Origin of the sequence: Clavibacter michiganensis subsp. insidiosus, assembly GCF_002240565.1 — a bacterium.
In the GTDB taxonomy this organism is placed as follows: domain Bacteria; phylum Actinomycetota; class Actinomycetes; order Actinomycetales; family Microbacteriaceae; genus Clavibacter; species Clavibacter insidiosus.
Map to the genome: position 1 here is coordinate 2,892,858 of NZ_MZMO01000001.1, position 25,332 is coordinate 2,918,189.

The window sequence follows — 25,332 nt, forward strand, 5'->3', positions numbered from 1 at the left end:
CCGCGGCCGGGTGCGCGCATCCGAGGGCGGACGACGACGGGCCCGGATCCGCGCGGGATCCGGGCCCGTCGTCGCGGGGCGTGCGCGGTCAGGCCGCGGGCGGTCCGCCCTCGGGCGGCGCGTCTCCGTCGCCCGCGGCGGTCGTCGCGGCCGTCGCGGCCGGCTTCCGCCGCCCGGTCACCACGATGAGCACGACCGCGGCCGCAGCCAGCACGACGATCCCGACACCCACGCCGACGATGACGCCGAGGTAGGGCGTGACGCCCTGCTCCTGCCCGGCCGCGGTGCCCGGATCCGTCGACGTCGAGCCCGAGCCTCCCGAGGCGGCCTCGCCGGACCCGGCCGCGCCCTCCTCGCCCGCCGCGCAGCCCGGGCCGTCGGCCGTGCCCGCGGAGGCGGTCGCGCCCGCGGGCGCCTGGTACGTGAACGCGATGGAGTCGGAGACGGGGTGCCCGTCCGCCGAGACCACGCGCCACGTGACCGTGTACTGCCCGGATCCGCCGAGCGCGACGGGCACCGAGACGGTGCGGCCGGAGTTGGTCGCGCAGCCGGTCTCGAAGTGCGTGCCCTGCGCGTCCGGTCCCGTCACCTGCACGATGGACGAACCGCCTGCCGCCGCCCCGGACCCGGTCGAGGCGTCGCCGCCGGCACCGCCCGGCGTGCCGAGGTCGAGGATCACGTCGTTGAAGGTCAGCGTCACCTTCGACGGCGGCGCGTCGATCGTGGATCCGGCCGCGGGCGAGCTCGACACGAGGTAGTCGTGCGCGGACGCCGACAGCGCGCCGTCGGGCCCGCTCCCCTGCGCGAGCCCCGCGAGCGCGAACGCGCCGGTCGCGAGCGCGGCGCCCGCGACCGCCGCGGCGAGCGTCCGGAGCGGCCGCCGACCGGCGCCGCCCCTGGCCGGGATCCGTCCGCCGGGCGTCACGCCTGGCCGCCGCCCTCGCGACGCACGCGGGTGAGGGCGAAGACGGCGACCACGAGGGCCACCGCGCCGAGGGCGAGGCCGCCCCCGCCGAGGCCGACCGCGACCGCGCCGCTCGTGGCGCTGGTGTCGGACGCCGCCGTGGTGACGGTCGCGTCGGGCGCCGCGGTGGTGGTCATCGCGCTCATGGAGTCGGCGGGCGGGGCGTCGTCCACGTAGAGCGTGGGCGCGGGGTGCTCGGGCTCCTCGCCGGAGGCCGGGGTCGCCTGGTCCCAGTCCACGACGGATCCGTCGGAGTAGCCCTGGTGCGCCGGGAGCATGATGCTGCCGGTGTCGGGCACGGGTCCGACCGAGACCGTGAAGCGCTGGAACTCGCCGGCCTTGAGGCCCACGCCGTCGTCGGCCGTCCACTTCACCTCGATGGGCGCATCCGTGATGGTCGCGTCGTCCGTCTTCACCGGGGTGTCGAGCTTCTCGGTCGTGACCGTGGCGGTCCAGCCGGGCACGGGCTCGGTGGAGAGGCTCGAGAACGGGATGTCCTTCGGCAGGTCGACCGTGACGCTCGTGGTCGTCGCGGTCGCGGACTCGGTGGGGACCTTGAAGGTCAGCGTGCTGTAGCTGCCGGCGGCCGCCTGGTCGGGCGAGACGCGCACGTGCGCGGAGGCCGCGAGCGGCACGGCGACGGCGAGCGCGACGCCGCCGACGAGCGCGGTGGCCGAGCGGAGGATCCGGCGGCGGGGAGCGGAGGTGGATGAGCGGGTCATGGCATGTCCTGTTCCGGGCCGCGCGGGGCGGCCCCGGGAGCGGACGCGGCGGTGCCGGCGTCCGGGGAGGGAGAGAAAGAGGGCGGGCGATGCGCGGGCATCGCGTCCGCGGCGCGAGCGGGCTCGCGCGGTGGGCTGAGGATCCGCGGGTCGCGGGATCCGGCCGGCGCGTCAGGCTGCGGCGAGCGCGCGGGCGCGCGGCGGGCCGCGATGCCGCAGGCGCCCGAGCCGGGCGCAGAGGTCGCGCAGCGCCAGGGGCGCGCGGGCGGCCCGGGCGAGCGCGGTGGTGCGCCGCCCCTCGGGCCGGAGGAACGGGATCGCGAGGGCGCGCACGACGCGGAGCGCGGACGCGTCGACGAGCGCGCGGATGGCGGCCTCGCCGTGCCGCAGCGCGAGCACGGTGACGACCAGGGCCGCGCCGTGGGAGAGGAGCATGCCGGGGTCGAGCGAGCCGGCCGCGCCCGATGGCGCGGCGTCGAGGCCCGGGAGCGCGATCGGCGACGCGCCGTGCCCCATGCCCGCGTGCGGATCCGCCGCGACGGCCGGTCCGGTGCCGTCCCCGGCCGCCGTGAACAGGCCGTGGAAGAGGAGCTGGCTGACGCCCACCGCGGCGACGAGGCGCCACAGCGCGGTGCGGGCGCCGGCGAGCGCGATGGCCGCGAGCGACGCGAGCGCGAGCCCGAACGCGACGACGCCCCAGGACGGCGCCGCCCCGCCGCCGGCCTCGTGGAAGAGGGCGGCCACGAACGTGGCGGTGGTGGATGCGGCGAGACGCCCGGATCACGCGCTGGACGCGCGGCGGGATCGGGGTCGGGGACGGGGCGGGCATCGACAGCGAGTGTAGATGAGCGGCCCGGGAGGACGCGGCGACGGCGGATGCCGCCGTCGCCGCGCCTGGTCCTACTGCGGCGGGTGCGCCGGGTCGAAGACCCGGGTGGTCGGGATGTCGGCGTACCCGCCGAGCCCGCCCTCGCCGTATCCGCGGTCGAGCTTCGAGGTGTCGCCGTCGAACTCGAGCCTCACGGTCGGCCCGAGCGTCCCGCCGCGGCGGAACGACTCCTTCGTGCCGACGGCGTCGATGAACGACTCCACCAGCCCGCCCGGGAGGATGTAGCTCGAGTACGCCTGGAACGCGCCCGGCGCCTGGTTGTAGTCGGGCGCGTACGCGGTGCCGCCCGCGTAGTTGAGGTTCGTCGGGTTGCCGAGCACGAGGCCGGATCCGCCGTTCATCGGCTTGTAGTCGCTCCGCAGGCCGTTGCCGACGAACCCGTAGACGCCCTCGGGCCCCTTCTCCCCCGTCGCGAACGTCGACCGATGGCTGATCGTGAAGAGGTAGTGCTTGCCGTTCTCGATCATCACCTCGGGCCGCTCGGTCTGGTCGGTGACGCAGGCGGACTCGAGCAGCGGATCCAGGTAGTGCCACTTGGTGAGGTCCGCGTCGTCCGCGACCGCCAGGCCGATGGAGGCCATCTGGTAGTTCGCGCCGCTCGCGGTCACCTCCTTGGGGTCCTCTGCCGCTGGGTCGCCCTTCCGGTAGCCGAGGTCGGTCTCGTCGCACTCCTGCTCGCCGCGCTTCCCGGCGACGTTGGCCTCGAACACCATGTAGGTCTTGCCCGGGTGGTCGGGATCCGTGAACGTGAACGGGTCGCGGAAGTTGGTGAACCAGTTCTGCTCGTTGGTCTGGTACTTCTGCCCGTCGGGGCGCAGGAGCGGGGTCACCGTCTCGAAGCCGGCGGTCTTGACCGCGCCGTCGACCTTCTCGATGCGTCCCTGGCTGAGCGAGATCACCGGGTCGGCGGGCTTCACGTCCTGGCCCTTCGCGTCGCGGTAGAACGCCACGTCGGTGAAGAAGAGCTTGACCGTGCCGTCGCCCATGATCCGCGCGGATCCCGACCACTCGGCCTGCTGCGTGAACGACTGGTCGGGGAAGATCCCGTCCGTGACGCCGTCCTCGAACACGTTCCCCTGGTAGGTCCAGCCGCCGTTCTCCGGGCGCTACTCCGAGGGGATCCCGGTGGGCCGCGTGAAGTAGCCGATCTTGGCGTACGTGTGCCGGTCGTCGAACGACAGGGTGCGCGGGGCCGTGAGCGCGAAGATCACGTCGTAGCCGTCGACGCTGTAGGTCTGGCCCGACGAGTCCGTGAGCGGCCAGGTGTCCCAGACGTACGCCTGGTCGGTCATCGTCGGGAAGTCCTGCGGCACCTGCGGCATGGTGAGCGCCTCGGGCATGGAGTTCTGCCGGGGCGGCGCGGTCGGATCGGACAGCTTCGCGATCTGCTTGGCGTCCGCGCGGGTCCAGTGGGCCGTGAAGTCGTCCTCCGGCGCGTACGCCTTCTGCGTGTGGACGGTGGGCCGCGGCGGCGTCGTGCCCGCGGCCTGGGCGGATCCGCCGGCGAGCAGCGCGGACGCCACCACCAGGGTCGCCGCGGCGGACGCGGACAGCCCGCGCCTGATTCTCTTGGTCACCTGTTCTCACTCTCGTTCTCGTATCGACAAGACGGATCGCGACGCGCGGAGCACGCTCCCCCGGTCGGGGAGCCTAGGGGGTGACGGGCCGGAACCGCGCCCCCGGACGGGGTCGGCGACGCATCCCGGGCGTGTCCCCCGAACGGGGTGGACGCGGCCCGGCTCAGCCTGTACGGTCGCCGGATCGGTCGTGCGGCGGTGCACGCTCTCCCGCTCCGCTCCGCCACCCGTCTGCCCCCCCGATCGCCCCACCGCGAGGAGCTCGACGACATGACCGCATCCCCGTCGCGCCCGCCCGCCGCGGACGTCGCGCCACGACTGCGCGACCGCATCCGCCCCCCTCGCCCGCCGCCATCGCCGCGCCCTCATCACGATCGTCGCGATCCTCCTGGTCGCGGCGCTCGTCGTCGCCGTGCGCGGCATCACGGGCGCCGACCGCGGCCCCGTCGAGCCCCCGCCGCCCACGTCGCGCGCCGCCGACGACGGCATCCACATCCGCCCGTCGGGCGAGTTCATGAACGACCCGCAGCGCCCCTTCCTCCTCGACGGCGTCTGGCACGCCTACGCCCTCGTCAACGTCGACCACCCGGGCGGCAACGGATCCTCGTGGCGGCACTACACGTCCGCCGACCTGGTCTCGTGGCACGACGAGGGCATCGCGATCGACAAGTACGACACCCCGCTCGGCGACGCCGAGACCGGCAGCGTCGTGGTCGACACCGGGAACACGTCCGGGCTCGGCGCGGGCACGGTGATCGCGATCCTCACGCAGCAGTCCGAGGGCGTGCAGCGGCAGTCCCTCTACTACTCCACCGACGGCGGCTACCGGTTCCAGCCGTACGCGCAGAACCCGGTCATGGACAACCCCGGCGGCCCCGACTTCCGCGACCCGAAGGTGGTGTGGGACGGCGAGCACGGGAGATGGAGCATGGCGCTCGCGGAGGGCCGGCGCATCGGCTTCTACACGTCGCCCGACCTCATCCACTGGACCTACCGCTCCGACTTCGCGCGCGGCGACCTCGGCACTCTCGAGACCCCGGACGTGTTCCCCATCACGAGCGCGGGCGATCCCGACCGCGTCCGCTGGGTCCTCGGGGTGAGCGCGAACGGCGCCGCCCAGGGCCGCGGCACGGGATACGCGTACTGGGTCGGCGACTTCGACGGCGAGCGCTTCACGACCGACGACGACGCGCCGCGCTGGCTGGACCAGGGCGCCGACCTCTACGCGGGAGTCACCTGGTCGGATCCGGCCGACGGCACCGCGCCCACCCGCCGGTACGCGATGGGCTGGACGAGCAGCTGGGACTACGCGGACCGGCTCCCGCTGCGCGACGGCGGCACGGGCGGCGGCCAGTCGCTCGTGCGGGAGCTGCGGCTGGTGCCGGACGGCGACGGCTGGGCGCTGCGGTCGTCGCCCCTCGACGCGCTCGCCGGCCGCGAGGGCGACGCGCAGCCCGTCGCCGACGCGCGCGTCGATGCGACGACCCCGCTCGCCGACGCCCCGGGCGGCCCGTCGCGCCTCCGCCTCACGCTCACGCCCGACCCCGCGGATCCCGCGCGCGAGACCCGCGTGCGCCTCGCCTCCCCCGAGGGCGGCACCGTCACGGTCGGCTACGACGCGGAGCGCCGGCAGGCGTTCGTCGTGCGCGACGACGACCCGGACGGGATCATGCCGGACGCCTACGACCGGCCCGCGACCGCGCCCCTGCCCGACACGGAGGCCGGCGATCCGGTCACGCTCGACATCGTGCTGGACGACCGAACGCTCGAGGCCTTCGTCGACGGCGACGCCGCCGTCCTCACGAGCGCGACGGTCGGGACGCTCGACGGCGCGGGCCTCTCCGTCGAGGCCGTCGACGGCACGACGCGCGTGACCGGCGCGAGCTGGACGCCGTTCGACGTCGGCCGCTGAACAGCCCGTCGCGGCGGCCGCGCGCCCCCGATCAGCCGGCGGCCGCGTCCTCCGCCAGCGCGCCCGTGAGGCGCCCCACCACGTCGTCGAGCGCGTCGCGCAGCGCCTCGAGCTCGGCGACGGTCATGCCGGTGCGCGCGGCCGCCTGCGCGGGCACGTCGACCGCGCGGTCGCGGAGGTCGCGGCCTGCGGCGGTCAGGGAGACCACGACCACGCGCTCGTCCGCGGCGCTCCGGGCCCGGTCGACGAACCCGGCGGCCTGGAGGCGCTTGAGCAGCGGGGTGAGCGTCGCGGGCTCCAGCTGCAGCGCGGATCCGAGGTCCGAGACCGAGCGCTCGTCCCGCTCCCACAGCGCGAGCATCACCAGGTACTGCGCGTGCGTCAGCCCGAGCGGCTCGAGGATCGGCCGGTAGACGGCCACGACGGTCCGGGCGGCGACGACCGCCTGGAAGCAGACCTGGCTCTCGAGCGCCAGGGGGTCCGTCACCGTCATCGCATCCTCCTCGGCCGCTGTCGTGAGCTATTCGGCACTTGGGGAGATGCTACGCACGTGCGCGCATCAGCCCGCGACGACGAGCTCCACGTTGATGTCGTCCGGGTCCTGCACGGAGAGGATCGACATGCCCGTGGGGAAGTCGATGACCTCGCCGTGGGAGATGCCGCGCTCCGCGAACAGCGCGGCCGCGCGCACGAGGTCGTCGCGCGACCCGACCTGGAGGCTCACGTGGTCGAGGCCGCGGGTCGCGGGGTCGAACGCGGCGCCGTCGCCCGCGGTCCCGCCGTCGGCGACGGGGCGGAGGCCGAGCAGCTGCGAGCCCACGCCGTAGATGACGCCGCCGAAGTACTGGGCGGGATCCTCGCGCACGGCGGGGTCGCTCGCGTCGCCCTCGCTCTCGATGGCGGGGGTGAGGCCCAGCACGCCCTCGTAGAAGGCGCGCGAGCGGCCGAGGTCGGTGACGGAGAGGCGCACGTGGTGCACGCCGGTGATGGAGTCGAGGGCTGTGGTCGCGCTGGTGTCGGTCATGCTCCGACGCTAGGACGGTCGGCGCCGGGCGTCCCGGGCCGCTTCGGTTTCCGACCACGGATCGCGGGCGGCGTCCGGAGGCGACGACCGCGCACCGGTCAGTCGTGCAGGTCGATGCCCCAGGTGCCCGACCACTCGGATCCCGGCTCCAGCGTGATGAGGCCGTCCCCCGAGTTGAACGCGTCGGCTGGCGCCGTCATCGGCTCGACCGCGACGGCCCACACGTGGCCGTCCGCGACGGGGTACCAGGGCGTCACGAAGACCTGCCAGTAGGTGAACTCGCCGTCGGCCCAGATCTCGGTGCGGCGGCCGTCGGGGGCCTGGACGCCGTGCCGGGTGACGCCGTCGACCACGCGGGCGTCGGCCCACGCGTCGTCGAGCTGCGCGTCGCGCACGCGGACGCCCTGGCGCAGGTCGTAGCGGGTGCCCTCGACCGGGGTCTGGGCGCCCGTGGGGTTGAGGCGCACGGGATCCACCTCGATGTGGGTGGGCGCGTCGATGACGACCTCGAGGTCCTCGGTGGGCACGTCGCCCACGCGGAGGAACGGGTGCGTCCCCACGGCGACGGGCGCGTCGGCGTCGCCGACGTTGCGGATCACGTGCGTGACGCGGACGCCGGAGCCCGTGAGCTCGTAGCGCACGCTCGTCTCGAGGGCGAAGGGGTAGCCGCGCTGCGGGTGGACGTCGGCGGCGAGCGTCACGGAGACGTCGTCGCGCTCCACGAGGCGGTACGGCGAGTGCAGGAGGAGCCCGTGGATCGCGTTCTCGCGGTCGACCTCGGTGATGTCGAGCTGGTGCGTGACGCCGTCCTGCTCCCAGACGCCGTCGCGGATCCGGTTGGGCCACGGCGCGAGCACGATGCCGCTGCAGAAGGGGGGCCGGGCCGCGTCGGGGTAGGACTGCACGAGGTCGGTCCCGTCCACCTGGAGCACGCGGAGCGCGGCGCCGACCTCGGCGATCACGATGCGCTGGGTGCGGCCGCCCACCTCCGCGATGAGCTCGTGCTGCTGGCCGGTGGGGAGGCGGGGAACGTACGTCACGTCGTCGGGCACGCGTCGAGCCTATCCATACGAGGCGCTGTGGCGCCTCCCAGGGGCGCGGGCATGCGGATCCCTAGGATCGTCGGCATGGCCCGGCATGAGAACGAGAAGGTACGCGCGATCCGCGAGAAGGCACGCATCGAGAGGGCCCTCGACGACCGGCGCCGCAAGCGCCGCCGCCTCATCACCCAGTTCTCCGTCGCGGGCGGCCTCGTCATCGTCATCGCGGCCATCGCCGGCGGCGTCTACCTCCTCGGGCAGTCCCAGGCGGCGAGCGCCGCGGGCCCCGTGCAGGACACGACCGCGGCGCTGTCCACGGGCGACCAGGTGCGCATCGCGACCGAGCCCACCGGCGTCAGCGTCGGCGCGGCCGAGGCCCCCGTGACCATGGACGTCTACGAGGACTACTCGTGCCCCCACTGCGCGCAGTACGAGGCCGAGAGCGGCCCGCTGCTCGACCGGATGGCCGCCACGGGCCAGGTGCGCATCGTCTACCACCCCATCCAGATCGTCACGAAGTACGGCGTGGTCGCGGGCAGCGCCGCCGCGTGCGTGCTCGCCGAGGAGCCCGACAAGTGGCCGGCCGTGCACTCGTCGCTGTTCGACAACCACTCCACCATCACCGACTCGTGGACCCACGCCGACTTCGTCACCTGGCTCACCACCCAGGGCGTCACGGCGGACGCGGCGCGCACGTGCGTGGCCGAGGGGAAGTACTCGTCGTGGATCACGGGCAACACCTCCGACGCGACCTCCGCGGGCGTCACGGGCACCCCGACGCTGCGGATCCAGGGCGACATCATCACGACCGTCGCCGGCCAGGACCTCGTGGACGCGCTCACCAAGGCCGGCGCGGACCTGCCCGCGGGCATCGCCGCCGACAGCTGACCCGGCGGGCGATGATCCCGCGGCCGCGGGATGGCAGCCGCGCGGCGCTCAACGCGCCCGGTGGTCCTGCACCGTCATGCGCGGGCCGAACCGCGGCTTCCGGAACCCGCTCGCCTCGATGAGGCGCGTCACCCGCTGGCGCTGGCCGCGCCACGGCTCGAGCAGCTCCAGCATGCCGTCGTCGTCGACGGCGTGGCCGGCGAGGGCCCATCCCACGGTGTCGTGCACGTGGTAGTCGCCGACGCTGACGGAGTCGGGATCCCCGTGGGCGCGCTGCGTGGTCTCCGCGGCCGTCCAGATGCCGACCCCCGGGATCGAGCGCAGCCGCCGCGTGATCCCGTCGCTCCCCCGGCCGAGCGCGAGCGTGCGCTCGAGGCCGGCGGCCGAGGTGGCGACCGCGATGAGCGTGCGCGACCGCTTCGGATCCACTCCCGCGCGGTGCCACTCCCACGACGGGATGAGCCGCCAGCGCTCGGGCGACGGCAGCACGCGCATGCCCGCGGGCACGGGGCCGGGCGCGGGCTCGCCGTGCGCGAGGATCAGCTGCCGCCATGCGCGTCGGGCCTCGAGCCCGGTGACCTTCTGCTCGAGCACCGCGGACGCCATCGCCTCGAACACGTGGTTCGTGCGCATCAGCCGGAGCGCGGGCAGGCGGCGGTGCGCGTCGCGGAGGAGCGGGTGCGCGGAGACGTCGAGGTCGGACCAGTCGTCGCCCTCGCCCAGCAGCTCCGGCACGCCGGCGATCGCCCACTCGGCGCCAGGGCCCCAGGCGCGCGCCTCGACGCCGCCGTCGGGGCGGGGGTCCAGCCGCAGCGATGCGTTCCCGAGGGGCGTGCGCGCCGTGCGCCAGACGCCAACGCGGCGGGATCCGGGCGGGGCGGCGTCCCACCGGCAGGTCGGATCCACGACCCCGCGGAACAGCGGGCGCAGCACCAGCCGGAGGTCGACCTCGCGGTCGGGCAGGTACGTCGTGCGCGCGTCGGGGGCCGTCACCTCCGCGCCGCCCTGGTCCATCCCCTCAGGGTACGCACGGCCGCCGACCCCGCCCGGCCTCCCGCCGCGCGCGTAGCGTCGGCCGCATGACCGACACGACGAACGACCACCAGGACGACCGCGAGCGCGTCGCCGAGCTCGTGAAGAGCGCCCGCATCGCGCTCCTCACCACCGTCAACGCCCACGGGCAGCTCGTGAGCCGCCCGCTCGCCAGCCAGGAGCGCGACTTCGACGGCGACCTCTGGTTCTTCACGCAGGATCCGAGCGACAAGACCGCCGAGATCCGCGCGAACGACCAGGTGAACGTGTCGCTGCAGTCCGGCGACGGGTTCCTCTCCATCGCCGGCACCGCGGAGATCACGCGCGACCGCGCTCGCATCGACGAGCTCTGGTCGACCGGCGCCGAGGCGTGGTTCGAGGGCGGGGAGGACGACCCGACGGTCGCGCTGATCCGCGTGCACGCCGACGCCGCCGAGTACTGGTACCAGGACACCCCGAAGCCGATCGCGCTGATCAAGTACGCCAAGGCCGCCATCACGGGCGAGCGCCCGAAGGACGTCGGGGAGCACGGCACCGTCGAGCTATGACCCGCGCGCGCTAGCTGTACTGAGTCATGACGTTGGTGACACTCGGGCCGCGGGCGTCAGCCCGTGGCTCGAGTGGATTCGTTCAGTGTTGTAGTGCTGGATCCACGGATCAAGGGCGTCGGTTCTGGCTTGGTTGCTGGTGAAGGGTTGCCGGTAGGCCCACTCGGTCGCGAGGGTGCGGTTGAAGCGTTCGACCTTGCCGTTCTGCCAGGGGCAGTGCGGGCGGATGAACTTCTGCCTCGCACCGAGCTGCGTGACCGCGTTCTGGAACGCGGCCGAGTGCCGGTAGGCGAACGCGTTGTCCGTCAGGACCCGTTCGATGCGGGTGATGCCGTGCTCGGCGAAGTACGCCGCGGCCCGGGTCAGGAACCCTGCCGCGGTCACGCCCTTCTCGTCCGGGTGGATCTCCGCGTAGGCGAGGCGGGTGTGGTCATCGACCACGGCGTGGACGTAATCGAACCCGATCCCACGACCACGAACCTGTTCGCTGCGGCCATGCGCCCGCCAGCCGCCGCCGTCCGGGATCCGGCCGAGCTTCTTCACGTCGACGTGGATCAGGTCGCCGGGATGCTCATGCTCGTACCGGTTTGCCGTCGACCGGGATGCCCGGATCACGGCCCCGGTGACGGGGTCCAACCATGCCAACGGCGGTGCCCCGTGCCGCCGCAGGACGCGGGAGATCGTGCGGGCTGGAACACCGGTCACCGGCGCCAACCGGGCAGGACCTGATCGCAATCGGGTCCTCGCTTCCACGACGGCTCGTTCTCGTTCCGGGCTCGTCCTCGTCGGCACCCGTCTCGGCCTCGAGGACCGGTCCGACAAGCCTTCGAAACCCTCGGACCGGAACCGATTCACCCACCGATGCGCGCACTGACGCGACACACCGAGTTCGCGCGCGACATGCGAGACCGGCCGACGATCCTCGACCACCCGCCGCACGAGGAGAACCCTCCCGTGAACCGTCAGACGAGCATTAGCGTGGGACATCGAGGCCTCCTGGCAGTGGCAGAACTAGACAGCTCCATCAAGCCAGGAGGCCTCCTCACACGCCCCGAAGTGTCACCAACGTCATGGCCGGGTACAGCTAGCCGGCGACGGCCTCCGGCACGCCCGCCGCGGCGCCGTCCACCACGAGGTCGGCGCGGCCGCGCGTGCCCTCGATCAGCACCGCGTTCGCGCCATCGACGTCGCGAGCCCACGCCTGGGCGGCGTCGGGATCGCGCCCGCCGGCCGTGTGCCGGTCGACCAGGCGCGAGAAGCGCGCGTCGCCCGGCGTCGCGCAGAACCACGCCTCGTCGAGCTCGGCGCGGAGGAGCCCCCACGGGCCGGCGTCGACGAGCAGGTAGTTGCCCTCGACCACGACGAGCCGGACGGCCGGATCCACCGCGATGGCGCCCGCGACGCCCTCGTCCACGGCCCGGTCGAAGGACGGCGCGTAGACGACGTGGTCGGTCTCGGCGCGGATCCGCCGCACGAGGGCGAGCACGCCCCAGCCGTCGAACGTGTCGATCGCGCCCTTGCGATCGTGGCGGCCCAGCCGGTCGAGCGTGGCGTTGGCGAGGTGGAAGCCGTCCATCGGCACGTACGCCGCGGTGCCGTCGCCCGCCCGCGCGTCGATGCACGCCACCAGCGCCCGCGCGAGCGTCGTCTTGCCGGCGCCGGGGCTGCCCGCGATGGCGAGGATCGCCCGGCGGCCGTCGCGCACGAGGCCGAGGGCGCGGCGGGCGAGGCGGTCGAGGTCGCCCGTCGCGGGCGAGGCGGGATGCGGGCGGCCGTCGGGTGCGGGGTCCATCCGGCCAGTCTCGCGGACCCGTGCCCCATGATGGACGTGTGCGCATCGGAATCCTCACCTCAGGCGGAGACTGCCCCGGACTCAACGCGGTCATCCGCGGGGCGGTGCTCAAGGGAACGACCATCCACAAGCAGGAGTTCGTGGGCTTCCGCGACGGCTGGCGGGGTGTCGTCGACGGCGACGTCATGCCGCTCGCGCGCCGCGACATCCAGGGCATCGGCAAGCAGGGCGGCACGATCCTCGGCACCAGCCGCACGAACCCGTTCGAGGGCGACGGCGGCGTGGAGCGGATCCAGGAGAACCTCGACCGCCTCGGCATCGACGCCATCCTCGCCATCGGCGGCGAGGGCACGCTCGCGGCCGCGAAGCGCCTCACCGACGCGGGCCTCAAGATCGTGGGCGTCCCCAAGACCGTCGACAACGACCTCGACGCCACCGACTACACGTTCGGCTTCGACACCGCGGTGCAGATCGCGACCGACGCCATGGACCGCCTCCGCACCACGGGCGACTCGCACAGCCGCTGCATGGTGGCCGAGGTCATGGGCCGGCACGTCGGCTGGATCGCGCTGCACTCCGGCATGGCCGCGGGCGCGCACGCGATCCTCATCCCCGAGCAGAAGACGAGCATGGACGAGATCATCGGCTGGGTCCGCTCCGCCTACGACCGCGGGCGCGCGCCGCTCGTCGTCGTCGCGGAGGGATTCATCCCCGAGCACGCGTCGGACGCGCACGGCGAGCGCGGGCTCGACGCCTTCGGCCGCCCGCGGCTCGGCGGCATCGGCGAGCAGATCGCGCCCATCATCGAGGAGCGCACGGGCATCGAGACCCGCGCGACGACCCTCGGCCACATCCAGCGCGGCGGCACCCCGTCGTCGTACGACCGCGTGCTCGCCACCCGCCTCGGCCTCGCCGCGGTCGACAGCGTGCGTGACGGGCACTGGGGCCGCATGGTCGCGCTCCGCGGCACCGACATCGTCCACGTGGGCTTCGAGGAGGCGCTCGGCCGCCTCAAGACCGTGCCGCAGCACCGCTACGACGAGGCCGCGATCCTCTTCGGCTGATCCCGGCCGGTCGGTGATCCGCCGTCGCTCGCGTCGCCGCGGCGCCCGGGCGTAGCGTGACGGCATGACGTACCGCGCGCTCGTGGCCGAGCAGACCGTCGCCGACGACGGCACCCCGGGCATCGAGGTCGCGCTGCGCGACCTCCCCGACGAGCGGGCGACGGGCGGCGCGGACGGCCCCGGCGACGGCGAGGTCGCGCTCGACGTCCTCCACTCGAGCGTCAACTACAAGGACGGCATGCTGCTCGGCGGCCGGCCCGGGATCGCGCGCACCAGCCCGCTCGTCGCCGGCATCGACGCCGTCGGCACGGTCGCGGCGAGCGGATCCCCCGCTTTCGACGTCGGCGACCTGGTCGTCCTGAACGGCGCCGGCCTCGGCGAGAGCCGCGACGGCGGGTTGGCCGAGCGCGTGCGCGTCCCGGCCGCCGCGCTGGTCCGCGTGCCCGACGGCATGTCCGCGGTGCGCGCCGCCGCCATCGGCACCGCCGGCTTCACCGCGATGCTCTCGGTGCTCGCGCTGGAGCGCGGCGGCGTGGAGCCCGGATCCGGCGACGTGCTCGTCACGGGCGCGGGCGGCGGGGTCGGATCCGTGGCCGTCGCGCTCCTCGCCCGCCTCGGCCACCGCGTGGTCGCCTCGACCGGCCGCGTCGACGAGCTCGGCGACCGGCTGCGCGCGCTCGGCGCCGCCGAGGTGATCGACCGCTCCGAGCTCGGCGAGCCCGGGAAGCCGCTGCAGCGCATCCGCTGGGCGGGCGCGGTCGACAGCGTCGGCAGCGCGACCCTCGTCAACGTCCTCGCGCAGACCCGCTGGGGCGGCGTCGTGACGGCAGCCGGGCTCGCGCAGGGCCCCGACCTCCCGGGCACCGTGCTCCCCTTCATCCTCCGCGCGGTCACGCTCGCCGGGATCAACTCGGTCGAGGCGCCGGGCGCGCTGCGGCGGGAGGCGTGGGCCCGGCTCGCGACCGACCTCGACCCCGCGCTCCTCGACGCCATCACCACGACCGTGCCGCTGGACGGCGCGATCGCCGCGGGCGAGCGGATCCTCGCGGGCGCCTCGAGCGGACGCGTCGTGGTCGACGTCCGCGCGTAGGACCCGCCGCCCGCACCCGCTGCCGCGCGCCGCCGTGCCGCGCCGCGCGCTACCCTGGGCCCGACGCGGCACGGTGCCGCCGGAGCGAGGGATCATGACCGCGGTAGCCGCCACCGGCACCATCTTCGTCGGGCTCGCGGCCCTGCTGCACGCGTTCTTCTTCCTCCTCGAGAGCGTCTGGTTCGAGAAGCCGTTCGCCTGGAAGCGCTTCGGCGTGGCCGACCAGGAGAAGGCCCTCATCATCAAGCCGTGGGCGTACAACCAGGGCTTCTACAACCTGTTCCTCGCGCTCGGCGCCGGCCTCGGGCTGATCCTCTACTTCGTCGGCAACGTGCCCGCCGGCCTCACGCTCGTGCTGTTCACGACCGCGTGCATGGTGCTGGCGTCGATCATCATCGCGAGCACGGGCAAGAAGTACCTCATCCCCGCGCTCGTGCAGGGCGTGCCGCCGCTGCTCGGCCTCGTCTTCTTCGCCGCCGCCTCCTGAGCCGTCGCCGACGGACCGCCATGAGGGCCGCCGCCCTCTTCCGCGGGACCGGCAGATGAGGTTAGGCTCACCTACATCATGACCGTCGTCCCCCTCACCGAGGCCCTCCGCGATCGAACACGACCGCGCGCCGAGGCGCACGACGCCGACGAGTTCATGTCCGCGCTCGTGACCGGCCGCGGCTGCCGCGACGACTACGTGGCCCTCGTCGCGCAGCACTACTTCATCTACCGCGCCATCGAGCAGGCGACCGAGCGCATGGCGGCCGATCCCGTGGCCGCGCGCTTCATCAGCACCCGCCTCACGCGCCTCCCCGCCATCGAGGCCGACCTCGAGTTCCTCGTGGGGCCCGACTGGCGCGAGGTCGTCGAGCCGCTCGCGAGCACGGCCGCGTACGTCGAGCGGATCGAGCGGGTCGCGTCGGTCTGGGTGGGCGGTTTCGTCGCGCACCACTACACGCGCTACCTCGGCGACCTGTCCGGCGGCCGGCTCCTCCGCTCGCTCCTGCAGCGCCAGTTCGGCTTCGACACGAACGGCGTCGGCCTCTACCTCTTCGCGGAGATCGCCGAGCCGCGGCGCTTCTGCAGCACCTACCGGGAGGCGCTCGACCAGGCGCCGTGGGACGACGACGAGCGGGCCCGGGTCGTGGCCGAGGTCGAGCACGCGTACCGGCTCACCACGGACGTGTTCGCGGAGCTCGCGCGCGGTCGCGCCACCGCTCCCCTCCGCCGGGCCTGACCCGGGGGATCCCGCCGCCCGCCCGCCTCCGGGCGTCCACCCGGCCGGCCGGTCGAGCGTCCGAGGCCGGGCATAGGCTCCGGGCATGGACGGCTACGACCTCGACTTCCTGCCCATCGCCCTCCCGCTGCCGGAGGCCCCGGCCGACGCGCAGCCCGTGCGGCTCGACTACCTGCACTTCACGGTGCTCATGGACACCGACCGGCGCCTCGCCGCGCTGACCGCCGTGAACATCGATGGCGCGCGGCTCGTCGACGTGGAGCGCTCCGACGACTGGCACCTGGATCCGCGCCTGCCGGCCGACCAGCAGTGCGGCCCCGAGCTGTACGCGCGCAACGACATCGACCGCGGGCACCTGGTGCGGCGGCGAGATCCCGTGTGGGGCGACATCGCGGAGGCCGCCCGCGCGAGCGCGGACACCTTCGTCTACACGAACGCCGCGCCGCAGGCCGCGGAGTTCAACCAGTCCAAGGAGCTGTGGCTCGGCCTCGAGGACTACGTCCTCGACAACGCCGACCTCGGCGACCGGCGCATGACCGTCCTCACCGGGCCCGTGTTCTCGGACGACGACCCCGTGTACCGCGGCGTCCGGATCCCGCTCATGTTCTGGAAGATCGCGGCCTGGGTCGCGGGCGAGCGGCTCGCGGCCACCGCGTACCTCCTCGACCAGGCGCCGGAGCTCGGCGACCTGGACCGGCGGTCGGCGACCGCGGACGCACCGGAGCTCGGGCCGTACCGCACCTACCAGGTGGCGGTGTCGGAGATCGGCGCGCTCACGGGCTTCGACGTGGCGCAGCTCGCGGCGGCCGACCGGCTCGGCGTCCCCGCGACGGCCCGCCCGGGCACGCCCGCGGACGGCCGCGACGGCTGGGTCGAGCTGGAGCGGTTCGCGGCGATCACGCTCTGAGGTGCAGCACCCCGCGGCACGACGACGGGCCCGGCCATCCGGCCGGGCCCGTCGTCGTGCTGCGGCGGCTACGCGGGCGGGGTCGCCGCAGCGGCCGCGCGGGCGGCGGCCGGGAGGGCGCGGATCACGCGGTCGAGCGACGCCTCGTCCATCGCGGCCGACACGAACCACGCCTCGAACACCGAGGGCGGCAGGCTGACGCCCTGGTCGAGCATGGAGTGGAAGAAGGCCGGATAGCGCCAGGTCTCCTGCGCCTGCACCGTGGCGTAGTCGGTGATCCCGTGCTCGGGCGGCGTGCCGAACGTGAAGCTGAAGAGGCTGCCCGCGCGCTGCACCGAGTAGGCGAGGCCGGCGCGGTCGAAGGCGAGCTCGACCGCGTAGATGAGGATGTCCGCGGCGATGTCGAGCGCGCGGTACACGTCGGCGTCCGCGAGGCGGAGGGTCGTGAGGCCCGCGGCGACCGCGACCGGGTTCCCGGACAGCGTGCCCGCCTGGTAGACGGGGCCGAGGGGCGCGAGGTGGTCCATCACGTCGGCCCGGCCGCCGAGCGCGGCGACGGGGAGGCCGCCGCCGATGACCTTGCCGTACGTGACGAGGTCGGGCGTCCAGGCGTCGGGGTGGTCGGCCGCGAGGCCGGCGTTGTCGAGGCCCCAGTAGCCGGCCGGGTGCACGCGGAAGCCCGTGAGCACCTCGTCCGAGATGAGCAGGGATCCGTTGTCGTGGGCGATGCGCGCGAGCTCGGCGGTGAAGCCGGGCAGCGGCGGCACGACGCCCATGTTCGCGGCGGCGGCCTCCGTGATCACGGCGGCGATGCGGGGCCCGTGCTCGGCGATGACGGCGCGGACGGCGCCGAGGTCGTTGTAGGGCACCACGATGGTCTGCGCGGCGATGGCCGCGGGGATCCCCGCGGAGCCCGGCAGCGCCAGCGTCGCGACGCCGGAGCCGGCCTCGGCGAGGAGGCTGTCGGAGTGGCCGTGGTAGTGGCCGGCGAACTTCACGAGGAGGTCGCGGCCCGTGAACCCGCGGGCGAGGCGGATCGCGGTCATGGTGGCCTCGGTGCCGGTCGACACGAGGCGGAGCTTCTCGATCGGGCGGCGGTCCGGGGATCCGTCGACGCCCGCGACGCGCACGCGCTCGGTGACGAGCTCGGCGAGCTCCGTCTCCGCGGGCGTCGTCGCGCCGAAGCCGAGGCCGAGCGCGGCGGCGTCCTGCACGGCCCGCACGACCTCGGGGCGGGCGTGGCCGAGGATCGCGGGGCCCCAGGAGTTGACGAGGTCGACGTACTCCACGCCGTCGGCGTCGGTCACGTACGGGCCTGCCGCCTTCACCATCATGCGCGGCGTGCCGCCGACGGAGCCGAACGCGCGGACGGGCGAGTTCACTCCCCCGGGGATGACGTCGCGGGCGCGGTCGAAGAGGTCCTGGGAGTGGGTCACGGTGAGTCCTTCGGTGCCGGGCGGGGATCCGCTCGGGGGCTGGGCCGGACGCGGTCCGGCGGGGAGGTGGGCGGCTCAGCGCCGGGCGAGGCGCTCGGCGAGCTCGACGGCCCAGTAGGTGAGGATCGCGTCGGCGCCGGCCCGCTTGATGCCGAGGACGCTCTCGTCGATGGCGCGCTCGCGGTCGATCCAGCCGTTCTGCGCGGCGGCCTCGATCATCGCGTACTCGCCGGAGATCTGGTAGGCCCAGACGGGCACGCTGCTGGTCGCGGCGACGTCGGCGAGGATGTCGAGGTAGCTCATGGCGGGCTTCACCATGACGACGTCGGCGCCCTCCTCGACGTCGAGCTCCACCTCGCGGAGGGCCTCGCGGCGGTTGCCGTTGTCCATCTGGTACGTGCGGCGGTCGCCCTGGAGCTGCGAGTCGACGGCCTCGCGGAACGGGCCGTAGAAGGCGCTGGCGTACTTGGCGGCGTAGGCGAGGATCGCGACGTCGTGGTGCCCGGCGTCGTCGAGGGCCTCGCGCACGGCGCCGACCTGGCCGTCCATCATGCCGCTGAGGCCGAGCAGGTGGGATCCCGCCTCCGCCTGGGCGAGGCCCATCGCGCGGTAGCGCTCCAGGGAGCGGTCGTTGTCGACCACGCCGTGCTCGTCGAGCACGCCGCAGTGGCCGTGGTCGGTGAACTCGTCGAGGCAGAGGTCGGTCTGGACGACGAGCGCGTCGCCGACCTCCTCGACCGCGACGCGCGTGGCGACGTTGAGGATGCCGTCGGGGTCGCTGGCGCCCGACCCCACCGCGTCGCGCATCGTGGGGATGCCGAACAGCATCACGCCGCCGATGCCCGCCTCGGCGGCCTCGACGAGCGCGCGCCGCAGGCTGTCGAGCGAGTGCTGGGAGACGCCGGGCATCGACGTGATGGGCGAGGCCTCCGGGAGGCCCTCCCGCACGAACATGGGCAGCACCAGGTCGGCCGCGTGCAGGCGCGTCTCGGCGGTGAGCCGTCGCATCGCCGGCGAGGTGCGGAGGCGGCGCGGACGGTAGTAGGGGGAGGTCATTCGGTGGTGCTCCGATCGAGGAGGTCGGCGAGGCCGGTGAGCCCCGCCGTGTCGGCACGCGGCTCCTCGTGGCGGGCGATCTCCACCAGCGACTGGATGAGCGACGCGGCCGAGCGCTCGGAGGCGACCACGTCGACGCGCACGCCGGAGCGGCGCGCGTCCTTCGCGGTGCGCGGGCCGATGCAGGCGATGAGGACGCCGTCGGGCACGTCGCCCAGCTGCTCGTGCACCTGCTCCGCGACGCTGCCCGAGGTGACGAGGATGGCGCGGACGCGGCCGGAGGAGACGTCCTCGCGGATCCGGTCGCTGACGGGCACGCCGACCGTGCGGTACGCGACGACCGAGCGGACGTCGTGGCCGCGCGCGATGAGCCCGTCGGTGAGCGTCGGCTTCGCAATCTCGGATCGGAGCGTGAGCACGCGGCGGCGCGGGGATCCGGCGGCCATCTCGGTCCACTCCTCGAGGAGCGCCATGGCGGACGAGTCGATGGACGGCACGAAGTCGACCGTGTAGCCCGCGGCGACGAGCGCGGCGGCCGTGGTCTCGCCGACGGCCGCGATGCGCGTGCCCTCGGGCACCACGGCGCGGTGCGACGACAGCACGTCGACCGTGGTGGCGCTCGTCACGGTGAGCCAGTCGAAGGATCCCGCGGCGAGGTCGGCGAGGGCCGACTCGAGCGCCTGAGCGTCCTGCGTGGCGGCGAAGTTGATCATCGGCGCGACGACGGGCGTGGCGCCCTGCGCGCGGAGGTCGTACGCGACGCCGTCGCCCCACGGTCCGCCGCGGGGCACGAGGACGCGCCAGCCCTTCAGGGGCTTCTGGTCTGTCGAGGTCATCGGGTCCCTCCCAGCGGCGCGAGATCGGCCGCTCCGGCATCGAGGAGCTCGCGGGACACGGGCCCCGAGAGCGCGGAGGCGGAAGCGCCCAGCTGCGCGAGGTCGAGCCCCGCCGTGTCGAGCTCGTGGCTCGCGGCCATGCGCTGCGTGCCGTCGGGCCGGTAGACCACGGCGCTCAGGGCGAGGCGGGCGCTCGTGACGGTGGCCCACGCGCCGATGGGCGCCGCGCAGCCGGCCTCGAGGGCGGCGAGCACGCCGCGCTCCGCGAGGACGGCGGCGTGCGTGAACGGGTCGTCGACGGCCTCGACGGCGCGGCCGACGACCGAGTGGGTCTCGGCGTCCTCCGTGCGGATCTCGAGCGCGAGCGCGCCCTGCCCGGGCGCGGTGGGCCAGCGGTCGAGCTCGAGGTGCTCGGAGGCGGCGGAGATCCGGTCGATGCGCTCGAGGCCGGCGGCGGCGAGCACCACGGCGTCGAGGTCGCCCGCGGTGACGCGGGAGAGGCGGGTGTCGATGTTGCCGCGGATGTCGACCACGTCGAGGTCCGGGCGCTCGGCGAGGATCTGCGCGCGGCGGCGCGGGGATCCGGTGCCGACGCGGGCGCCGCGCGGCAGGGTCGCCATCGTGAGGCCGTCGCGCGCGCAGAGCACGTCGCGCGGGTCCTCGCGCACCGGCACCGACGCGACCGTGAGGCCCGCGTAGGGCGCGGTCGGCAGGTCCTTGAGCGAGTGGACCACGAGGTCGCACTCGCCGCGGAGGAGCGACTCGCGGAGCGCGCTCGCGAACACCCCCGTGCCGCCGAGGCTCGACAGGGACGCGCGCGACGTGTCGCCGTGCGTGGTCACGGGCACGAGCTCGACCTCGAGTCCCGACGCGTCGGTGATCTCCGCGGCGATCGCCCGCGTCTGGGCCAGGGCGAGCGCGCTCCCCCGGGTCCCGATGCGGAGGGTCGTCGTCGGAGCCGACGTCGTGGGACCGTCCGTCACGGTGCGAGCCCGGAGACGGCGGGCTTGAAGCCCAGCCGCACGTTCTCGCAGCAGCCGGTGCGGCACACGTCGTACCAGGGTCCGAGGTCGGTCATGTGGGGACGGTCGGCGGCCTTCACGCCGTCGCGGCGCTCCAGCACGAGGTCGATGAGGCCGTCGACGTACGCGGCGTGCACGCCCGGCGTGGGCACGCGCACCGAGTACAGGCCGTTCTCGGCGGCGGACTCGGTGGCCTCGTTGTCGAGGTCCCACTTGACCTCCATGTGGTCGCTCACGAAGCCGAGGGGCACGATCACGACGGCGCGGCGGCCCTGCGCGGGCAGCTCGCCGATGGCGTCGTTCACGTCCGGCTCGAGCCACGGCATCGAGGGTGGGCCGGAGCGCGACTGGTAGACGAGCTGCCACGGCACGTCCTGGTCGATGCCGAGCTCCTTCTTCACCTCGTGCATGACGACCTCGGCGACGGCGAGGTGCTGCGCCGCGTAGGCGCCGTCCTCGTCGAAGCCGCGCTCGGCGGGGCCGGACTTGGCGGCGTCCGACGACGGGATGGAGTGCGTGGAGAACAGGATCTCGACGTCGGTCGCGAGGTCGACGGGCTTCCCCTCCGCCTCGAAGTGCGCGATCACGTCGCGGATCCCGTCGCGCGTGCCCTCGATGAACGGCGTGACGAAGCCCGGGTGGTCGAAGAACTGGCGCACCTTGTCGATGCGGATGACGCCCTGCAGCTGCGTGTCCTCGAGCGCGTCCGCGAAGTCCTCGCGGTACTGGCGGCACGAGGAGTACGAGCTGTAGGCGCTCGTGGCGACGGCGATGAGCTGGCGGTAGCCCTTCTCCTCGGCCTCGCGCAGCGCGTCGTTGAGGTACGGACCCCAGTTGCGGTTGCCCCACAGCACGGGCAGGTCGATGCCGCGCTCGGCGAGGCGCGCCTCGAGGGCGGCCTTCAGCTCGCGGTTCTGCTCGTTGATGGGACTGATGCCGCCGAACGCGCGGTAGTGGTGGGCGACCTCCTCGAGGCGCTCCTCCGGGATTCCGCGACCCGAGGTGACGTTGCGGAGGAACGGGATGACGTCGTCCTGGCCCTCGGGTCCGCCGAAGGAGGCGAGCAGGATCGCGTCGTAGGCGACGGGCTCCTCGACGTGCGCGGGGCCCATCTTCGCGGCCTCGCTCGCGGCGGAGACGAGGGCGCCGGGCGCCCGAGGGGCGTCGGTGGCGGGGGCGGGCTTGCGACCCAGGTTGACAGCGGCCATTACTGGAGGACCTCCACGAGCTCGGCGGTGGTGATGCGGCGGCCCGTGTAGAACGGGACCTCCTCGCGCACATGACGGCGCGCGTCCGTGTTGCGCAGGTCGCGCATCATGTCGACCAGGTCGACGAGCTCGTTCGACTCGAGCGGGAGGATCCACTCGTAGTCGCCGAGGCCGAACGACGAGACCGTGTTGGCGATGACGCTGCGGAAGGCCGCGCCCTGGCGGCCGTGCTGGGCGAGCATGCGCCCGCGCTCCTCGGGCGGCAGCAGGTACCACTCGTAGGAGCGGACGAAGGGGTAGACGCAGAGCCAGTCGCGCGGCTCCTCGCCCCGGAGGAAGCCGGGCACGTGGCTGCGGTTGAACTCGGCGTCGCGGTGGACGCCCGCGGCGCTCCACGACGGGATGAGCGCGCGGATGAGGCGCGCGCGGCGGATCTCGCGGAAGGCCCACTGCAGGGTCTCCATCTGGGGGCCGTGGATCCAGACCATGAGGTCGGCGTCGGCGCGCATGCCCGAGACGTCGTAGAAGCCGCGGACGGTGACGCCCTCGGCCTCGACGATGTGGACGATGCCGTCGAGCTCGTCGACCGCGCCGGGGACCTCGCGACCGTCGAGGTCGTCGGGGCGGGCGGGATCGCGGCGGAAGACGGCCCAGAGGGCGTAGCCGCTGGGGGATGCCTCGGGGGTCGACCCGTCGTCAGGACGGGCCTCTCCGGGGGACTCGATCGGGGGGACCTGAGATGCCGCCGACTCGGCAGCCGGGATGCTCATGATCTCCATGGTACGTCGCGCGGCGACCCCGCCCCGCATCGGACGGACGGCCGTCAGATCATTCGCGGGCTACCGGGCGTCGCGGCCCGTGAGCGCGAGCAGCCGCACCTGCAGGGGCGCGTCCTCGGCGACCGGCACGGGCGACGCGAACAGGCCGCTGGCCTCGAGCGTGTCCTTCTGCGGGGCGAAGACCGTCCACGTGGCGCGCACGAGCTCGTCGTCGATGCGCTCGTCGGCGCCGACCGCGCGCGCGAGGTCCCAGCCGTGGATCACGACGTCGGACAGCTGCTCGCGCAGGTACTCCCGGGCGGGCACGCGATCGGTCGACAGGAGGACGGGCCGCTCCGGTTCCACGCCCTCCCACGCCGCGAGCGCCTCGCGGGAGTAGCGGCCCCACTCGGCCACGAGGTCGTCGTCGAGGTCGCGGATGAGCGGCTGCCCGGTCTGCACGGTGTGGCCGGCGAGGAGGAGCGGCACCCACTGCTGCTCCTCGATGACATGCGCCACGAGCTCGCGGACGTCCCACTCGACGTCGGGCGTGGGCGCCGTCCAGTCGGTGACCGCGCCGAGTCGGTCGGCGAATCCGGTGTGCGCCCGGCGGATCAGGTCGTGCCAGTCGAGGTCCGTGTCCATGGTCGCGCTCCCGTCGGTGGTGTCACCGGGGAACGTCCGCGGCGGGCCCGCGCATTCCCGCTCCGGATCCGGGTGGCGCGACGGGCGTCAGGCCGGGGGCTGCCGCGCGGCGGAGAACTGGTGGCGGGGAGCCCGGAGCGCGCGGAACGGATCCGTGCCCGCGAGGCCCTGCAGCCCCGGCGCGAGCACCCCGAGGATCCCCACGACCGCCACGACGACGACCAGCAGGCGCGGCAAACCGGACGCGACGGAGTGCACGACGGCCATGGGCTCCAGCAGGTTGACGCCGACGAGGAACACGGTCGCCGAGACCGCGAGCGACATGGCCGCGCCGTCCGCGATGCCGACGACGGCGAGGATCACGAGCACCCACAGGCCGTACCAGGGGTACACGACGGGCGACATCGCGACGACGCACACGAACGCGAGGGCCAGGCGCGCCTCGCCCGAGAGCGTGCGCGTCGTGAGGATGCACCACGCGGCGCCCGCGAAACCGAGCAGGATGCCGGCGGTCTTGATCCCGCCCTCGACCGCTCCGCCCGGCCCGCCGAGCGCCTCGACCAGCGGGCCGAACGCGCCCGCGGCCACGCCGAACGGCATGAACCACGAGACGACGGAGACCGGGCTCGAGAGGGCGGAGATCCAGCCGAGGCCGACGCCGAGCAGCTCGCCGCCGAGCGCCAGGAGGGCCATGGCGGCGATGCCGGACGCGGTCCACGCGGCCCAGACCCGCGGGTCGCGGGTGGGCGGGCCGAGGCCGGCGACGCCGCCCGCGGATCCGTCGACGGCCACGCCCTCCGGCGCCCGGTCGTCGACGCGACGGGCGCGCATCTCCGCGTGCACGATCGCGACGATGGGCAGGGCCAGCAGCGCGATGGGCTTGACCGCCACCGCGCACGTCACGAGCAGCACGCCGAGAACGGGCCGCGAGTCGATGGCGGCGAGGAGGCCGGCGACCAGCAGGCCCATCATCAGCGCGTCGTTGTGCGCGGCCACCACGAAGTTGAAGACGACGAGCGGGCTCGCGGCGAGGAACCACGCCGTCCGCACGGGGTCGATGCGGCGGCGGCGCGCGATGCGGAGGCCGCACGCGACCATGAGGACGACGCCGACGACGGCCACGCCGCGTGCGGCGAGGACCGCGACCTCGACCCCGACCGCGTCGGAGATCGCGCCGATGACGCGCTCGATCGCGAGGAACAGCGGGCCGTAGGGCGCGGGGGTGTGCGCCCACAGCGGGTCGACGCCCGTGCTCCGCCAGACGGGCAGCACGGCAGGCCCGTGCTCGTACGGCGAGAGGCCGGCGCCGAGCACGCGGCCCTGGGCGATGTACGAGTAGATGTCGCGGCTGAACAGCGGCGCGCTGAAGAGGAGCGGGACGGTCCAGACGACCGCGAGCCGCAGCGTGGCGGGGAGGCCCACCGGGCCGAGCCGCGGGAGGAGCGCGCCGAGGAGGAGCCACGCGGAGGTGAGCATCAGGCCGCCCACGACCACCCCGAGCGACGCGACGCTCGTGGCGACGGGCGAGACGCGGAGCGCGCCGATCACGGGCGTCCGCGAGAGCTCCGACTCGGCCGGCGCGTGGCCGACGACGAACGAGGCCACGAGGAGGAGCAGCGCACCGGCGAGCCCGACGAGCCCCGGCAGCATCAGCGGATGCGCACCCGGGGATCCCGGCTCACGCGCCTCGCGGCGGC

Annotated in this window: 25 protein-coding genes and 1 pseudogene; 8 read left to right on the forward strand and 18 right to left on the reverse strand. The window is 74.3% G+C overall.

What is annotated here, in order from left to right; genetic code table 11:
* Nucleotides 1–88: 88 nt before the first annotated feature.
* The 4 genes and pseudogenes from B5P21_RS13920 to B5P21_RS13935 form a co-directional block, all read right to left on the reverse strand.
* Nucleotides 89–925 (reverse strand): copper resistance CopC family protein, encoded by an 837-nt coding sequence (locus B5P21_RS13920; RefSeq protein WP_045526709.1) that lies wholly within the window; start codon nt 923–925, stop codon nt 89–91.
* Nucleotides 922–1,686 carry a YcnI family copper-binding membrane protein gene (locus tag B5P21_RS13925; protein WP_045526708.1) on the reverse strand — a complete coding sequence of 255 codons (765 nt, stop codon included), beginning with the start codon at nt 1,684–1,686 and terminating at the stop codon, nt 922–924. Before B5P21_RS13925 ends, B5P21_RS13920 begins: the two co-directional genes overlap by 4 nt.
* A 171-nt stretch (nt 1,687–1,857) precedes the next feature.
* Complete coding sequence (locus B5P21_RS13930; RefSeq protein ID WP_246865301.1) at nt 1,858–2,430, reverse strand: hypothetical protein; 573 nt, start codon at nt 2,428–2,430, stop codon at nt 1,858–1,860.
* 156 nt (nt 2,431–2,586) lie between these two features.
* Nucleotides 2,587–4,152, reverse strand: a pseudogene (locus B5P21_RS13935) (glycoside hydrolase family 68 protein).
* A 412-nt stretch (nt 4,153–4,564) separates the two neighbouring features.
* Here B5P21_RS13935 and B5P21_RS13940 point away from each other — a divergent pair.
* A complete protein-coding gene (locus B5P21_RS13940) occupies nt 4,565–6,064 on the forward strand; it encodes a glycoside hydrolase family 32 protein (RefSeq protein ID WP_246865302.1) in 1,500 nt (499 codons plus the stop codon).
* A gap of 31 nt (nt 6,065–6,095) precedes the next feature.
* Here the strand turns inward: B5P21_RS13940 and B5P21_RS13945 are convergent, their stop codons facing one another.
* From B5P21_RS13945 to B5P21_RS13955, 3 genes are all read right to left on the reverse strand, one after another.
* Nucleotides 6,096–6,557 (reverse strand): MarR family winged helix-turn-helix transcriptional regulator, encoded by a 462-nt coding sequence (locus tag B5P21_RS13945; protein ID WP_045526705.1) that lies wholly within the window; start codon nt 6,555–6,557, stop codon nt 6,096–6,098.
* Between the two features lie 66 nt (nt 6,558–6,623).
* Nucleotides 6,624–7,088: a VOC family protein gene (locus B5P21_RS13950; protein WP_045526704.1), complete on the reverse strand. Its 465-nt coding sequence runs from the start codon at nt 7,086–7,088 to the stop codon at nt 6,624–6,626.
* A 98-nt stretch (nt 7,089–7,186) separates the two neighbouring features.
* Entirely contained in the window at nt 7,187–8,140 is a 954-nt protein-coding gene (locus tag B5P21_RS13955) for an aldose 1-epimerase family protein (RefSeq protein WP_045526702.1), read from the reverse strand.
* Between the two features lie 75 nt (nt 8,141–8,215).
* Between B5P21_RS13955 and B5P21_RS13960 the strand changes: the two genes are divergently transcribed.
* The gene (locus B5P21_RS13960) at nt 8,216–9,016 is read left to right on the forward strand and encodes a DsbA family protein (protein WP_045526701.1); all 801 of its coding nucleotides are present in this window, start codon (nt 8,216–8,218) and stop codon (nt 9,014–9,016) included.
* Nucleotides 9,017–9,064: 48 nt separating this feature from the next.
* Here B5P21_RS13960 and B5P21_RS13965 read toward each other — a convergent pair whose 3' ends face one another.
* On the reverse strand, nt 9,065–10,030 hold the full coding sequence (locus B5P21_RS13965; protein WP_045526700.1) for a DNA-3-methyladenine glycosylase family protein: 966 nt from the start codon (nt 10,028–10,030) through the stop codon (nt 9,065–9,067).
* Nucleotides 10,031–10,095: 65 nt separating this feature from the next.
* Between B5P21_RS13965 and B5P21_RS13970 the strand changes: the two genes are divergently transcribed.
* Nucleotides 10,096–10,596, forward strand: a complete 501-nt coding sequence (locus tag B5P21_RS13970) for a pyridoxamine 5'-phosphate oxidase family protein (RefSeq protein WP_094171299.1) — start codon at nt 10,096–10,098, stop codon at nt 10,594–10,596.
* A gap of 24 nt (nt 10,597–10,620) precedes the next feature.
* Here the strand turns inward: B5P21_RS13970 and B5P21_RS13975 are convergent, their stop codons facing one another.
* On the reverse strand, nt 10,621–11,583 hold the full coding sequence (locus B5P21_RS13975) for an IS481-like element IS1122 family transposase (RefSeq protein ID WP_045526325.1): 963 nt from the start codon (nt 11,581–11,583) through the stop codon (nt 10,621–10,623).
* A gap of 97 nt (nt 11,584–11,680) precedes the next feature.
* Nucleotides 11,681–12,388 carry a nucleoside/nucleotide kinase family protein gene (locus tag B5P21_RS13980; RefSeq protein ID WP_094171300.1) on the reverse strand — a complete coding sequence of 236 codons (708 nt, stop codon included), beginning with the start codon at nt 12,386–12,388 and terminating at the stop codon, nt 11,681–11,683.
* Nucleotides 12,389–12,426: 38 nt separating this feature from the next.
* Between B5P21_RS13980 and B5P21_RS13985 the strand changes: the two genes are divergently transcribed.
* From B5P21_RS13985 to B5P21_RS14005, 5 genes are all read left to right on the forward strand, one after another.
* Nucleotides 12,427–13,452: a 6-phosphofructokinase gene (locus B5P21_RS13985; RefSeq protein WP_015489331.1), complete on the forward strand. Its 1,026-nt coding sequence runs from the start codon at nt 12,427–12,429 to the stop codon at nt 13,450–13,452.
* A 64-nt stretch (nt 13,453–13,516) separates the two neighbouring features.
* Nucleotides 13,517–14,542, forward strand: coding sequence for an MDR family oxidoreductase (locus B5P21_RS13990; RefSeq protein ID WP_045526696.1), 1,026 nt, complete (start codon nt 13,517–13,519; stop codon nt 14,540–14,542).
* A 94-nt stretch (nt 14,543–14,636) separates the two neighbouring features.
* Nucleotides 14,637–15,029, forward strand: coding sequence for a DUF1304 domain-containing protein (locus B5P21_RS13995; RefSeq protein WP_045526695.1), 393 nt, complete (start codon nt 14,637–14,639; stop codon nt 15,027–15,029).
* A 78-nt stretch (nt 15,030–15,107) separates the two neighbouring features.
* Nucleotides 15,108–15,767: a biliverdin-producing heme oxygenase gene (locus B5P21_RS14000; protein ID WP_045526693.1), complete on the forward strand. Its 660-nt coding sequence runs from the start codon at nt 15,108–15,110 to the stop codon at nt 15,765–15,767.
* An 85-nt stretch (nt 15,768–15,852) separates the two neighbouring features.
* A complete protein-coding gene (locus tag B5P21_RS14005; RefSeq protein WP_094171301.1) occupies nt 15,853–16,674 on the forward strand; it encodes a DNA/RNA non-specific endonuclease in 822 nt (273 codons plus the stop codon).
* 68 nt (nt 16,675–16,742) lie between these two features.
* On the opposite strand, the gene hemL is transcribed toward B5P21_RS14005, so the two are convergent.
* The 8 genes from hemL to mptB all read right to left on the reverse strand — a co-directional run bounded on the left by hemL (nt 16,743) and on the right by mptB (nt 25,285).
* Nucleotides 16,743–18,110 (reverse strand): glutamate-1-semialdehyde 2,1-aminomutase, encoded by a 1,368-nt coding sequence (gene hemL / locus B5P21_RS14010; protein ID WP_094171302.1) that lies wholly within the window; start codon nt 18,108–18,110, stop codon nt 16,743–16,745.
* 75 nt (nt 18,111–18,185) lie between these two features.
* Complete coding sequence (gene hemB, locus B5P21_RS14015; protein ID WP_045526687.1) at nt 18,186–19,166, reverse strand: porphobilinogen synthase; 981 nt, start codon at nt 19,164–19,166, stop codon at nt 18,186–18,188.
* Nucleotides 19,163–20,002: a uroporphyrinogen-III synthase gene (locus B5P21_RS14020; RefSeq protein WP_045526685.1), complete on the reverse strand. Its 840-nt coding sequence runs from the start codon at nt 20,000–20,002 to the stop codon at nt 19,163–19,165. Before B5P21_RS14020 ends, hemB begins: the two co-directional genes overlap by 4 nt.
* Complete coding sequence (gene hemC / locus B5P21_RS14025) at nt 19,999–20,985, reverse strand: hydroxymethylbilane synthase (RefSeq protein ID WP_045526683.1); 987 nt, start codon at nt 20,983–20,985, stop codon at nt 19,999–20,001. The genes B5P21_RS14020 and hemC overlap by 4 nt, the downstream gene beginning before the upstream one ends.
* Complete coding sequence (locus B5P21_RS14030; RefSeq protein WP_045526681.1) at nt 20,982–22,232, reverse strand: ferrochelatase; 1,251 nt, start codon at nt 22,230–22,232, stop codon at nt 20,982–20,984. Before B5P21_RS14030 ends, hemC begins: the two co-directional genes overlap by 4 nt.
* The gene (hemQ, locus tag B5P21_RS14035; RefSeq protein WP_080939362.1) at nt 22,232–23,002 is read right to left on the reverse strand and encodes a hydrogen peroxide-dependent heme synthase; all 771 of its coding nucleotides are present in this window, start codon (nt 23,000–23,002) and stop codon (nt 22,232–22,234) included. The genes B5P21_RS14030 and hemQ overlap by 1 nt, the downstream gene beginning before the upstream one ends.
* A gap of 69 nt (nt 23,003–23,071) precedes the next feature.
* On the reverse strand, nt 23,072–23,635 hold the full coding sequence (locus B5P21_RS14040) for a TIGR03086 family metal-binding protein (protein ID WP_045526680.1): 564 nt from the start codon (nt 23,633–23,635) through the stop codon (nt 23,072–23,074).
* Nucleotides 23,636–23,722: 87 nt separating this feature from the next.
* On the reverse strand, nt 23,723–25,285 hold the full coding sequence (gene mptB / locus B5P21_RS14045; protein ID WP_246865303.1) for a polyprenol phosphomannose-dependent alpha 1,6 mannosyltransferase MptB: 1,563 nt from the start codon (nt 25,283–25,285) through the stop codon (nt 23,723–23,725).
* Nucleotides 25,286–25,332: the final 47 nt, after the last annotated feature.